The sequence below is a fragment of the Arthrobacter sp. 05N428_2 genome (genome assembly GCF_056397065.1).
On record NZ_JBFTMR010000006.1, the window covers coordinates 171,231 to 183,501 of the forward strand.

At 69.6% G+C, this 12,271-nt stretch carries 11 protein-coding genes; 1 reads left to right on the forward strand and 10 read right to left on the reverse strand.

Annotated elements, in window-relative coordinates; genetic code table 11:
* Positions 1-67: 67 nt before the first annotated feature.
* From AC1DGI_RS09020 to AC1DGI_RS09060, 9 genes are all read right to left on the reverse strand, one after another.
* Entirely contained in the window at positions 68-2,233 is a 2,166-nt protein-coding gene (locus AC1DGI_RS09020) for a 3-hydroxyacyl-CoA dehydrogenase NAD-binding domain-containing protein (RefSeq protein WP_476898531.1), read from the reverse strand.
* On the reverse strand, positions 2,230-3,453 hold the full coding sequence (locus tag AC1DGI_RS09025; protein ID WP_476898591.1) for a thiolase family protein: 1,224 nt from the start codon (positions 3,451-3,453) through the stop codon (positions 2,230-2,232). The genes AC1DGI_RS09020 and AC1DGI_RS09025 overlap by 4 nt, the downstream gene beginning before the upstream one ends.
* Positions 3,454-3,685: 232 nt before the next feature.
* Complete coding sequence (locus tag AC1DGI_RS09030; RefSeq protein ID WP_476898532.1) at positions 3,686-5,104, reverse strand: HRDC domain-containing protein; 1,419 nt, start codon at positions 5,102-5,104, stop codon at positions 3,686-3,688.
* A gap of 63 nt (positions 5,105-5,167) precedes the next feature.
* The gene (locus tag AC1DGI_RS09035) at positions 5,168-5,812 is read right to left on the reverse strand and encodes a DUF3000 domain-containing protein (protein ID WP_441399826.1); all 645 of its coding nucleotides are present in this window, start codon (positions 5,810-5,812) and stop codon (positions 5,168-5,170) included.
* Between the two features lie 69 nt (positions 5,813-5,881).
* Positions 5,882-6,997: a threonine aldolase family protein gene (locus AC1DGI_RS09040; protein ID WP_476898592.1), complete on the reverse strand. Its 1,116-nt coding sequence runs from the start codon at positions 6,995-6,997 to the stop codon at positions 5,882-5,884.
* Positions 6,998-7,032: 35 nt separating this feature from the next.
* On the reverse strand, positions 7,033-7,773 hold the full coding sequence (locus AC1DGI_RS09045; protein WP_476898533.1) for an SDR family oxidoreductase: 741 nt from the start codon (positions 7,771-7,773) through the stop codon (positions 7,033-7,035).
* Positions 7,770-9,185 carry a DUF6421 family protein gene (locus AC1DGI_RS09050; protein WP_476898534.1) on the reverse strand — a complete coding sequence of 472 codons (1,416 nt, stop codon included), beginning with the start codon at positions 9,183-9,185 and terminating at the stop codon, positions 7,770-7,772. Before AC1DGI_RS09050 ends, AC1DGI_RS09045 begins: the two co-directional genes overlap by 4 nt.
* Positions 9,186-9,332: 147 nt before the next feature.
* The gene (gene msrB, locus AC1DGI_RS09055) at positions 9,333-9,812 is read right to left on the reverse strand and encodes a peptide-methionine (R)-S-oxide reductase MsrB (RefSeq protein ID WP_476898535.1); all 480 of its coding nucleotides are present in this window, start codon (positions 9,810-9,812) and stop codon (positions 9,333-9,335) included.
* 14 nt (positions 9,813-9,826) lie between these two features.
* Positions 9,827-10,318: a hypothetical protein gene (locus AC1DGI_RS09060; protein ID WP_441399822.1), complete on the reverse strand. Its 492-nt coding sequence runs from the start codon at positions 10,316-10,318 to the stop codon at positions 9,827-9,829.
* Between the two features lie 111 nt (positions 10,319-10,429).
* Between AC1DGI_RS09060 and AC1DGI_RS09065 the strand changes: the two genes are divergently transcribed.
* Positions 10,430-11,761 (forward strand): alpha/beta hydrolase family protein, encoded by a 1,332-nt coding sequence (locus AC1DGI_RS09065; RefSeq protein WP_476898536.1) that lies wholly within the window; start codon positions 10,430-10,432, stop codon positions 11,759-11,761.
* 7 nt (positions 11,762-11,768) lie between these two features.
* Here AC1DGI_RS09065 and ybaK read toward each other — a convergent pair whose 3' ends face one another.
* Positions 11,769-12,266 carry a Cys-tRNA(Pro) deacylase gene (ybaK, locus tag AC1DGI_RS09070; protein WP_476898537.1) on the reverse strand — a complete coding sequence of 166 codons (498 nt, stop codon included), beginning with the start codon at positions 12,264-12,266 and terminating at the stop codon, positions 11,769-11,771.
* Between the last annotated feature and the right edge of the window lie 5 nt (positions 12,267-12,271).

Below are 12,271 nucleotides of genomic sequence, written 5' to 3' on the forward strand. Positions count from 1 at the left end.
GGGGGACGGCGGCGCCTTGGCGTGCCTCAGGCTCATGCCAGGCCCAAGCCCAGGCCCAGGCCCAGGTTCAGGCGGCCGGCGCCGAGGCCACCCCCGGCGCCAGGAACTTCTTGCCGGTGACCCGCTCGGAGGCGCCCACCCGGTCCAGGTAGGGGGTGATGCCGCCGAGGAACATCGGCCAGCCGGCGCCGAGGATGACGCAGAGGTCGATGTCTTCCGGGCCGGACACAACGCCTTCGGCCAGCATCAGGCCGATCTCCTCGGCGAGGGCGTCCTGGGTGCGGCGCAGCACCTCTTCCGCGGTGGAAGGTGAGTCGCCAAAGGACATCAGCGCCAGGGTTTCGGCCGGGATGACCGGGTGGCCGGACTTTACCGACGCCGGATCCCAGATGGACTTGATGCCGTTGTCGATCAGCGCCTGCAGGTTCGCCGAGACGGTGAAGCGGTCACCGAACGCGGTGTGCAGGGATTCCTGGACGTGCTGGGCGACGGGGAGCCCCACCATGGCACCGAGCGTGAACGGCGTCATCGGCAGCCCCATCGGGCGCAGCGCGTTGTCGGCCACCTCGGCCGGGGTGCCCTCGTCGAAGGCGCCCGTCACTTCACCCATCAACCGCAGCAGGAGCCGGTTGACCACGAACGCCGCGGCATCCTTGACCAGCACGGCGGACTTCCTGAGGCCTTTGGCCAGTTCGAACGCGGTGGCCAGCACGGCGTCGTCGGTCTTGGGAGCGCGGACGATCTCCAGCAGCGGCATCACAGCCACCGGATTGAAGAAGTGGAATCCCACCAGCCGCTCCGGGTTCTGCAGGTCCTCCGCCATGGCGGTGACGGACAGCGAGGAGGTGTTGGTGGCCAGGATGCATTCGGGTGAGACGATCGCCTCGACCTCCTTGAAGACCTGCTTCTTGACGTTGAGCTCCTCGAACACGGCCTCGATCACGAAGTCGGCGTCGGCGAAGGCTTCCTTGGACACCGAGCCGCTGACCAGGGCCTTGGTCCGGTTGGCGGCATCCGCGCTGATCCGCTTCTTCGCCAGTAGCTTGTCCACCTCGGCGTGCACATAGCCCACGCCCTTGTCCACCCGGGCCTGGTCGATGTCCGTCAGCACGACGGGCACCTTGAGCTGGCGGGCGAAGAGCAGCGCGAGCTGGCTGGCCATCAGGCCGGCGCCGACGACGCCGATCTTGGTCACCGGCCGTGCCAGTTTGCGGTCCGGGGCGCCGGCGGGGCGCTTGGCCCGGCGCTGCACGAGGTCCAGGAACGCGTACACGGTGGAACGGAACTCGTCCGTCTGCATCAGGTCCGCGAGGGTCTCGCATTCGAGCTCGGCCGATTCCGCCTGGGTCAGGGTGCGGTTGGCTTCGAGCACGTCGAGGACCTTGGCCGGGGCCGGGGATGCGTTGGAGGTCTTGGCCTCCACGTAGGCGCGGCCGGCGGCGACGGCGGCTGCCCAGCGTTCGGCGACCTCCGGGGCGGCGGCGTCGACGGCGTTGGCGCGTTCGGGGGTGACGGTGCCGGCAATCACCCGGGCGGCCCAGGCGACGGACTGCTCGACGAAGTCCGCCGGCTCGAACATGGCGTCCGCCACCCCGAGCTCGTAGGCCTGCGGGCCGGTCAGGGTGCGGTTGTTGCTCAGCGGGTTCTCAATCATCACCTTGAGGGCGTTCTCGGGCCCGATCAGCCGCGGCAGGAGGTAGACGCCGCCCCAGCCCGGGATCAGCCCGATAAACGCTTCCGGCAGGGCCAGCGCGCCGGCCCCGGTGGAGACGGTGCGGTAGGTGGACTGCAGTGCGATCTCCAGGCCGCCGCCCAGGGCCAGCCCGTTGATGAACGCAAAGCTCGGCACGCCAAGGTTGGCCAGGGTCGCGTACACGTCGTGGCCGAGCTGGGCCATCCAGAGGCCCTGCTCGCGGCCGCTGACGGACTTGACCGTGGAAAGGTCGGCCCCGGCGACCAGGAAGTGCGGCTTGCCGGTCACGCCGACGCCGACGATCTCGCCGCGCGCCGCGCGGTCCCGCAGCCCTTCAAGGACGGTTCCCAGTTCGATCAGGGTGTTCGGGCCCAGGGTGGTGGGCTTGGAGTGGTCCAGGCCGTTGTCCAGCGTGATCAGGGCGAAGGTTCCCGGGCTGGTGCCGTTCACGGCCGGAAGCTCGAGGTCCTGGACGTAGGAGTGGGTCACGGTTTCGCCCGGAAACAATTCGGCAAGCTTGCGGAAATCGGCGGCGCTCATGCTGCGGCTCCAGTCTCGGTGGTGTATTCGGTGCCGTAGGCGGCGTGGTGCGGGTTTTCCCAGATGACGGTGGCCCCCATGCCGAGGCCGATGCACATGGTGGTCATGCCGAAGCGGACGCCCGGGTCCTCCTCGAACTGGCGCGCCAGCTGGTTCATCAGCCGGACCCCGGAAGAGGCGAGCGGGTGTCCGACGGCGATCGCGCCGCCGTAGCGGTTGACCCGGGGGTCGTCGTCGGCGATGCCGAAGTGGTCCAGGAAGCTCAGCACCTGCACGGCGAAGGCCTCGTTGATTTCGAAGAGGCCGATGTCCTCGATGCCGAGCCCGGCGTTCTTCAGGGCTTTCTCGGTGGCCGGGACCGGGCCGATGCCCATCACCTCCGGTTCGACGCCGGCGAAGGCGTAGCTGACCAGACGCATCTTGACCGGCAGACCCAGCTCTTCGGCGGCGTCCGCGGAAGCCAGCAGCGCGGCGGTGGCGCCGTCGTTGAGCCCGGCGGCGTTGCCGGCGGTGACGCGGCCGTGCGCGCGGAACGGGGTGCGCAGTGCCGCGAGATCCTCCACCGAGGTCCCCGGGCGTGGCGGCTCGTCCACGGTGTTGACGGTCCAGCCCTGGCCCGGCTTCATCGTGGCCACGGGGACCAGGTCCGGCTGGATCTGCTCCTTGGCGTAGGCAGCGGCGAGCTTGTCCTGGGAAGCGACGGCATAGGCGTCCGTGCGGTCCTTGGTGATGGCGGGAAAGCGGTCGTGCAGGTTTTCCGCGGTGTTTCCCATGTTCAGGGCCGCGGGGTCCACGATCCGTTCGGACATGAAACGCGGGTTGGGGTCCGCGCCGGCGCCCATCGGGTGGCTGCCCATGTGCTCGACGCCGCCGGCAATGACGACGTCGTACGCACCGAAGCCGATGCCGCTGGCTGTTGTCGTCACCGCGGTCATGGCACCGGCGCACATCCGGTCGATTGCGAAGCCCGGAACGGTCCGCGGGAGTCCGGCGAGCAGCGCCGCGGTGCGGCCGATAGTCAGGCCCTGGTCCCCGGTCTGGGTGGTGGCGGCGATGGCCACCTCGTCGATCCGCGCGGCCGGCAGGGAAGGGTTGCGGCGCAGAAGTTCGCGGATGCACTTGACCACGAGGTCGTCGGCGCGGGTGCCGGCGTAAATGCCCTTCTCGCCGGCGCGGCCGAACGGGGTCCGGACGCCGTCGACAAAGACGACGTCGCGGATGGCCCTGTTTCTTCCGCCGAGACCCCCTCCGCTGCCCGGGCTTGCGCCGTTGGGGGTTTCGCTGCTCGGATTTCCGCTGCTGGCTTGACTCACGTATTACTCCTCATTGAGACATGGTGCCGGATCCCGGACCGCGGCCGGTGGGCGCGGACGGACCGGAGTGATCCAGTTGGCATCTCCCAGCTATGTTACTCATGAGTAACATAGCTGGCAAGGGGAGGGTGCGGTCCGGTCAGGAAGCGGTCCCGGGGCGCGGCGCGGATTCCACCGGAGGAGCGGCCTCGGGGCCGGTTTCAGCCGGGACGGGCGCCTTGGTGTCCTTGGCCGGCAGCGGCTGCGGGTCCAGGAAAGCGTCGGCGATCAGCGGAGCCGTGAGCTGGATCTGCCACTGCCGGGCGCCGAGGTTCTGGAGCTCTTCCGCGATGCCTTCCTCGCTGATTTCCGCCGGCGGCCGCCACGCGACGCGCCGAAGGTAATCCGGGGTGAGCAGGTTCTCGACCGGCAGGTTCAGTTCCTCGGCCCGGGCCTGCAGCTTGGGCCTCGCGGTGGCCAGGCGTGCGGCGGCGTCCGGATCCCGGTCGGCCCAGACCCGCGGCGGCGGGGGCGCGTTGGTGGGCAGGTGCAGCGGCGGCAGCTCCTCGAGGCCGCGGGCGGTGCTGATGCAGCGCAGCCAGCGCGGCGCTTCACGTTGCGCGGCCCGGCCGTGGAAGCCCTTGGTGCCGAGTAGTTGCGGGACGGTGGCGGGCATGGCCTTCGCGGCTGCCACGAGGGACGAATCGGGGATGAGCCGGCCCGGCGCGACGTCGCGCTTCTGCGCCAGCGAATCGCGCTCCAACCAGAGTTCGCGGACGGCCGCGAGCTGGCGTCGGTCGCGAATCTGGTGCAGTCCGGAGGTCTTGCGCCATGGATCGACGCGCGGCGGGGCCGTGCCGGCCTCGAGGATCGCGGCGAATTCCTGCTCCGCGTATTCCAGCTTGCCGTCGGCCGTGAGGAGTTCGATCAGCTCCTCGCGCAATTCGGCGAGTACCTCGACGTCGAGCGCGGCGTAGCGCAGCCAGGGTTCCGGCAGTGGACGGGTGGACCAGTCGGCGGCGGAGTGTTCCTTCGCGAGGCCGAAGCCCAGGAGTTGCTCGATCACGGCCGCGAGACCCACGCGGGGTAGGCCGGCAAGCCGGGCGGCGAGTTCGGTATCGAAGAGTTTGTCCGGCCACATGCCGAGTTCGGACAGGCAGGGGAGATCCTGGCTGGCCGCGTGCAGGATCCATTCGACGCCGCGCAGGGCCTCATCGATGATGCGCAGGTCCCCGAACGGTTCCGGGTCGATCAGCCAGGTGCCGGCCCCTTCGCGGCGGATCTGGACGAGGAAGGCGCGCTGGCCGTACCGGAATCCGGAGGCACGCTCCGCGTCAACTCCTGCGGGCCCGTGGCCGGCGGCGAGGGCCGCGGCGCAACGTTCCAAGCCCGCCCGGGTTTCGATGACGAGCGGGACGCCGTCGCGGGGGGCGTCGAGGTCGATGACCTCGGGAACCAGGCTGTCGAAGCCTTCCACCGTGATGTGGGCTGCTGTCTCAGCGGCCCCGGCCGTGCTGGGGACTGTGTCGGCGGATGCGGCTGTGTTGGCCGTGCCGATTTCCGGATTATGAGCGGTCATGATGCCTCCAGTTTACCGACATCGCTCTCGGCACCGGTCGGGGCTGCGCCTGCGGGCCTCTTCTCATGCCTGCCCGGGGCGGCGGCGGGGCAATGCGGAGACGCCATCGGGCAATGGCGGCAGGCCGGCAAAAGTGCAGACCATGTCCGACCATGCCTCCAGGTGCGCGCTGATATCCCTGCCGGCCGGGGTCCAGGAGGCACGGAGTTCAATGTCGATGCTTCCGGGGCGGTCGGCGAGCGTGCCGAAGCTCTCGGAGAGTACCCGGGTGGCTGTGCCGCCGGCCGAGCGGTACGGCGCCCGATGGTTTTCCAGGGCCTCCACGAGCCAGGTCCAGGCGACTGAGCCGAGCATCTCGTCGTTGCCCATCTCCGGCTCCAACTGGGCACGGATGTAGGTGACGATCCGGAATTCGCCGTCCCAGACCGCGGAGCCGTCGGGGTCGTGCAGGAGGATGAACCGGCCGGTGGCGAGTTCTACGTCGTCGCTGCCGGTGGCCGGGGCCAGGGCGGCCGCTGCCGGGCCGTGGACGGCGCCACTTGCTCCGTCGCCGGGAACCACCACTTCCGCGCCGAGCGCCACTGCGTAGGGCGCGAGCCGGCCGGGAGCCGGGATCTCGTCGAGGCGCAACTCGCTGCGGCAGCGGGCGTTTCGCAGGGTTCCCAAAGCGAAGAGAAAATCCGCCGGAACCTGTTCGAGGGGGTTCACAGTGAAAGGTTATGCACGGCTGTCGTCCCTGCCCTGCAGGCTCGCCGCCCGGCCGGGACGGGCGTGCGGCTAGCCGTTCGCCAGTTCGCGCCGGATGGCGGCGATGAAGGAATCAACGTCTTCCTCTGTGGTGTCGAAGGAGCACATCCAGCGGACCTCACGGGCCGCCTCGTTCCAGTCGTAGAAGCGGAACGACTCCCGCAGCCGGTCCGCCACGCCGGCGGGCAGGATGGCGAAGACGCCGTTGGACTCGGTCTTCTGGCTCAGTTCGACGCCGGGCATGGACTCGACGCCGGCGCGCAGCCGGGCAGCCATCGCATTGGCGTGCGCGGCCGAACGCAGCCACAGTTCTCCCTCCAGCAGGGCAATGAACTGGGCGGACATGAACCGCATCTTGGAGGCCAACTGCATGTTCATCTTGCGCAGGTAAACCAGGCCGTGGGCGGCGTCGGGGTTCAGGGCGATGACGACCTCGCCGAACAGCAACCCGTTCTTGGTGCCGCCGAAGGAGAGGATGTCCACGCCGGCGTCGCGGGTGAAGGCCCGCAGCGGGACGCCCAGGTGGGCCGCGGCGTTTGCCAGCCGGGCGCCGTCCATGTGCAGCTTCATGCCCTTGGAATGGACATGTTCAGCGATGGCGCGGACCTCGTCAGGGGTGTAGCAGGTGCCCAGTTCGGTGGTCTGCGTGATCGAGACGGCCAGCGGCTGGGCGCGGTGTTCGTCGCCCCAGCCCCAGGCCTCCTGGTCGATCAGGGCCGGGGTGAGCTTGCCGTCAGTTGTGGGGACCTGCAGCAGTTTGATACCGCCGATCCGCTCCGGAGCGCCATTCTCGTCCATGTTGATGTGGGCCGTGGAGGCGCAGACAACGGCACCCCAGCGGGGCAGCAGTGACTGCAGGGACAGGACGTTCGCGCCGGTGCCGTTGAAGACCGGGAAGCACTCGATCCCCGCGCCGAAGTGGTGGTCCATCAGCTGCTGCAGGCGGGCGGTGTAGTCGTCCTCGCCGTAGGAGACCTGGTGGCCTTCGTTGGCCGCGGCCAGGGCGGCCAGCACCTCCGGATGCACGCCGGAATAGTTGTCCGAGGCGAAGCCCCGGACGGAGGGATCATGAAGCCGTGCCGCGGTGTTGGCCGGGTCCGTGGCGGCGGAAGTTGCAACTGTGTTGGTTTCGACCGTGCTGGTCATCGATTTGCTCACGCTTTCAGTTTAGGGGGGCCACGTCATCGGCCCAGCGGCAGCTGCCGGCCGTTCAGTTCGGCGGCGGGGGTCTCGAAGAGGCCGACGGCGGCGGCCGCCAACTCCTCGACGTCGGTGAAGCCGGGAAATTTTCGTTCCGGGGACTTGGCCCGCATGCCCGCGTCCACCAGGGCTTTGACCACGAAGATGGTCGCGGCGCTGCGCTGCCCCACGGGCGCGTCTGCACTTCCGGTCCCCGACTGATCGCGCCGGAAGCCGTCCGCTACCGCCAAGGTCCAGGCTTCGGCCGCGGCTTTGGCCGCCACATAACTGGCGGTGGCCGCCGTCGGGCTGTTGACGGCGGTGGCGGAGACCATGGCGAAGCGTCCCGTGTCCGAAGCGGCGAGGTCGTCGTAGAACTCCCGGGTGACGTTCCGGACAGTGGTGATGGCGCCGCGTTCCAGGAAGTCCCAGTCCTCGTCACTTTGGTCGATGATGCCTTTCGCGCCGCGCCAGCCGCCGACGAGGTGGACTACGCCGTCGACGGCGCCCGCCTGTCGGATGACCTCCGCGTGTAGCGCTGCGACCTCGGCGCGGGAGGCGAGGTCGCAGGTGAGCGCCGTGACGCCGCTGCCCGCCTCCGCGGCCGCGGCCGCGATCCGGTCCCGGTCGGAGCCGACCGTGAACACCGTATGGCCGGCGCCGGCGAGGGCGCGGGCCACGGCGACTCCGGAGGGCCCGCTGCCGCCCGTCACCACTACGGTCAGGGTGCGTCCGGCGCTCATCCGGCGTTCATGGCCTGCGTGCCGGCCGATCCGGTGCCGTTTGAGTCAAGGTCTGTTGACCCCGTGATGCCGGCGGTCGATTCGATCACTGGCCGCATTTTCTTCTCCAGCGCCTCATAGAACATGGACAACGGGAATTCGTCGTCGAGGACCTGGTCGGTGAGACCGCGCGGCGGCCCGTCCAGCGGCAGGGCGCCCGGACCCTTGGCCCAGACCGAGGCAGGGTTGGGGGTGAGGGTGCCGGCGATCAGCTCGTAGGCGGCGAGCCAATGGGCGGTCTTGGGGCGGTCGATCGAGCGCCAGTAGAGGTCCTCGATCCGGGCGCCGAGGGCCACCACGACGTCGGCCGCCTCGTCCCAGTCGATGCCGAGCTTGCTGTCGGTCCAGTGCAGCACGTGGTGCTGGTGCATCCAGGCGAAGAGCAATTGGCCGCCCAGGCCGTCGTAGTTGCGGACGCGGCTGCCGGTGATGGCGAAGCGGAAGATGCGGTCGAAGATGACGGCGTACTGGACCAGCTTCGCGTGGCGGCGCGCTGCGGGGGCCGCGTCCTCGTCCTTTTCGATGGCCACGGATTCGCGGAAGGCGGTGAGGTCGCAGCGGAGTTCCTCGAGGGAGTAGAGGAAGAACGGCATGCGCTGTTTGATCATGAACGGGTCGAAGGGCAGGTCGCCGCGCATGTGGGTGCGGTCGTGGATGAGGTCCCACATGACGAAGGTCTGCTGCGTGAGCTCCTGGTCCTCCAGCAGGCCGGCGGCGTCCTCGGGGAGCTGCAGTGCGGTGATGTCCGCGGCGGCGCGCAGCACGCGGCGGAACCGGGCGGCCTCGCGGTCGGCGAAGATGGCGCCCCAGGTGAACGTCGGGGTCTCACGGACCGCCACGGTCTCCGGGAAAAGCACGGCCGAGTTCGTGTCGTAGCCGGGCGTGAAGTCGAGGAAGCGGATCGGGACGAAGAGCTTGTTGGAGTATTCGCCCGCTTCCAGGCCGGCGATGAACTCGGGCCAGATGACCTCGATCAGGACCGCCTCGACCAGGCGGTTGCTGCTGCCGTTCTGGGTGTACATCGGGAAAACCACGAGGTGCTGCAGGCCGTCGACGCGGTGCCGCTGCGGCTGGAAGGCCTGGAGCGAGTCCAGAAAGTCGGGCACGCCGAAACCCCCGTCGGCCCACCGCCGGAAGTCCACGGCCAGAAGGTCCAGGTAGCGGGCATCGTGCGGGAAGGCCGGGGCCAGGGCCGCGACCGCTGCTGTGATCGTGTCGACGTGGCCRGCCGCGGCCGCGTGGTCGTCGGCCTCCGGCACGGAGCCGTCCTGGGCCTGGAGGGCCTGCAGGGCGGTGGCGGCGGCCTTGAGCCGCTGCCATTCAGGGGAGCCGGACGTGATCAGGGCAGTGGCGGTGAGGGCGGTTATCGTCATCGTCGGTCGCCTTTCTGGTTGCTGGACGGTCTACGGCGAGCGTAGCAAGCAAACAGCAGTTCTAAACCAAAAAGTGCTCGAGCGTAAGAGACTCTGAGGCATTGCGGCCGCCGCGGGGCGTCCAGGTCCAGCAAGGCCGGGGCTTCCTCAGTCCTCCGTGTTGGCAGGGGTGGTCTCCGCCGCGGGGACGAGCTTCAGCGAGACCGAGTTGATGCAGTAGCGCTGGTCTGTTGGCGTGCCGTAGCCCTCGCCCTCGAAGACATGCCCCAGGTGCGAATCGCAGGCGGCGCAACGGACCTCGATCCGTTCCATGCCCAGGGCGCGGTCGTGGATGTAGCGCACCGTGCCGTCGGCCAGCGGGGCCCAGAACGATGGCCAGCCGCAGTGGGAATCGAATTTTTCCTGGCTGGTGAAAAGTTCGGCACCGCAGGCCCGGCACTGGTACACGCCCTTGGTGTGCGTGTCCACGTACTCGCCGGTGTACGGCCGCTCGGTTCCGGCCTGGCGCAGCACCCGGTATTCGTCCGGGCTCAGCTCCTCGCGCCACTGCTGGTCGGTTTTTTCGACCGTGAGCTGGACGGGGGAGCCGACGGGTGCGACTTTGTGCTTGTGGCTGAAAATGCTCATGACTTGAACAACGCTCAGGAGTCCCCGATAAATCCCGAACCGGCGTACAAGTGCAGCACCGGCAGACCGAGCTTGTCCTGTGCTTCATTGGCCCAGTCGGTATGGAAGGTGTCCGCGACGGCGTGCGGACGGGTGATCACCACGGCCTGCCCGGCGTTCAGTTCCTTCACCTTCGCGACCAGGCCGTCCACGGCCTTGCCTTCCACGATCTGGCCGGTCACGCCGCCGCCCAGGCCGCCGAGCGCCACGAGCGAGGCGGCCAGGGTCTCGGCCGCAGCCGTGCGCTCCACGGCCGGATCGGGCTGCTTGGCGGTCAAGTCCCGGAATGCCTTGGCGATCTCGAGCATGGACAGGTTTTCCAGGAAGTCCACCAGCAGGTGGCGCTCGGTGTTTGCCGGTACCAGGACCACCAGCGGCGCATCGCCGTCGGCCACGAGGGTCTCGATGTTGACGCGATCGTCCGCGCCGAGGGGCTCTTCTGTCAGGATGACGATTGGGTCGCTCATGCCCCCAGCCTAGCCGTATTGCCCCTGGCGCTAGTGACGCGGCGCGGGACGGATCGGCGCGCTGGTGCGCCGGATGCCGGTCCTGGCCGGGACTTCGGCAAGAATGGTGCCATGGCTTCCACCCCGCGCCTTGTCCCGCCGACGTACCGGATCCCAACTGGCTCTGCGGCCACCCGGGCCCGCACCGCCACCAGGGTCCGGCCGCCGGCGCCGGTGGCCCCGGACGAGGCTGGGTCCGGCAACGCCAAGTGGGCAGTGGGCGGCATCATCGGCGGGAGCGCCGCTGCCGGGCTGCTCGCCGCGGGCTCCTCGGCACTGGCCCTGTACTTCGCCCGGCGTGTCATCACGCCGGTCCGGGTCCGTGACGAGGACCAGGAGGTCCTGGCCGTGATCCGCCAGGGCCGCGGGCTGCAGGTCATCCTCAAGGCCACCCCGGAGTCCACCGTCGAGGGCATCTACGGTTTCTTCTTTGACGGTGGCCGCGGGCACGCCCGGCTCGGCCGGATTGTTTCCTACTCGCCGGCGGAGCAGACGGTGCTGCGGGAAGTCGAGGCGGTCCACAGCGGGGACCTGACCACGGCGCGGCGCGGCTACTGGAGCGGGACCGTCTACCCGGATCCCGCGGCCATGGGGCTCCCGGCCGAGGACGTGCAAATCGGCGTCGACGGCGGGACGGCGCCGGCGTGGCTGGTCCGGGCCGCCCCGGCTGCCGGGACGCCGTCGTCGGACATCTGGGCGATCATGGTGCACGGGCGCGGCGCGACCCGTCAGGAGGGCCTGCGGGCCGTCCGGTCGGCCCGGGCCCTGGGCCTGTCCAGCCTGCTGATTTCCTACCGCAACGACGGGCTGGCGCCCTCGGCCGAGGACGGCCGTTACGGTTTGGGCTCCACGGAGTGGCGCGACGTCGATGCCGCCATCGGCTATGCGCTCGGACAGGGAGCCCGCGAGGTGGTGCTCTTCGGCTGGTCCATGGGCGGGGCGATCTGCCTGCAGACCGCGGATTTGTCCCGCTACCACCACTTGATCCGGGCCATGGTGCTGGACGCCCCGGTGATCAACTGGGTCGATGTGCTGGCGCATCATGCCGAGTTGAACCGGATCCCGTCCGCCGTCGGACGTTACGGGCAGTTGATGATGAGCCACCGGCTGGGCCGCCGGCTCACCGGGCTGGCGGCTCCGGTGGACCTGAAAGCGATGGACTGGGTGTCCCGCGCAGTGGAGCTGCGGACGCCCACCCTGATCCTGCACTCCGTCGACGACGAGTACGTTCCCTATGGCCCGTCCGCGGACCTCGCCGAGAAGAACCCGGAGATGGTGACCTTCGAAGCGTTCGCCACGGCGCGGCACACCAAGGAATGGAATGTGGACCCGGAACGCTGGGAGTCCCTGGTCGCCGCCTGGCTCGGGCTGCAGCTGGCGGCCCGGCCCACGCCGGCGGGCTAGGCCCCGTTCAACTGCTGGGCGTGCCGATCCGGGCCGTGGATGCGCCGGTCAGCTTGATCAGCGCGGCCGGGCTGAGCTCCAGGTCCAGCCCGCGGCGTCCGCCGGAGACCAGCATGCTTTCGAGCTCCAGCGCGCTCTCGTCCACGACGGTGGGGGAGGGCTGGCGCTGGCCCAGCGGTGAAATCCCGCCGAGCACGTAGCCGGTGCGACGCTCCGCCGTCGCCGGGTCCGCCATGGCGGCCTTCTTGCCGCCCAGGGCGGCGGCCATCGCCTTCAGGTCCAGGTTGCCGCTGACCGGCACAACGCCGACGGAGAGGCGCCCGTCGACCTCGACCATCAGGGTCTTGAACACCCGGGCCGGGTCAATGCCCAGCACTTCGGCGGCCTCCAGCCCGTAGCTGGCGGCGGCAGGGTCATGGCTGTAGGGGTGCGCAACGAAGGGAACCCCGGCGGCGGCGAGGGCCGCGGTGGCCGGGGTTCCCTGGGACGCCTGTTTGCGGGCCACCGGGC

Coding starts and splice junctions, on each gene's coding strand:
- AC1DGI_RS09020 (WP_476898531.1), bottom strand. CDS start 2,233: ATGAGCGCCGCCGATTTCCGCAAGCTTGCCGAATTGTTTCCGGGCGAA.
- AC1DGI_RS09030 (WP_476898532.1), bottom strand. CDS start 5,104: ATGACCGCTCATAATCCGGAAATCGGCACGGCCAACACAGCCGCATCC.
- AC1DGI_RS09040 (WP_476898592.1), bottom strand. CDS start 6,997: ATGACCAGCACGGTCGAAACCAACACAGTTGCAACTTCCGCCGCCACG.
- AC1DGI_RS09045 (WP_476898533.1), bottom strand. CDS start 7,773: ATGAGCGCCGGACGCACCCTGACCGTAGTGGTGACGGGCGGCAGCGGG.
- msrB (WP_476898535.1), bottom strand. CDS start 9,812: ATGAGCATTTTCAGCCACAAGCACAAAGTCGCACCCGTCGGCTCCCCC.
- AC1DGI_RS09060 (WP_441399822.1), bottom strand. CDS start 10,318: ATGAGCGACCCAATCGTCATCCTGACAGAAGAGCCCCTCGGCGCGGAC.
- AC1DGI_RS09065 (WP_476898536.1), top strand. CDS start 10,430: ATGGCTTCCACCCCGCGCCTTGTCCCGCCGACGTACCGGATCCCAACT.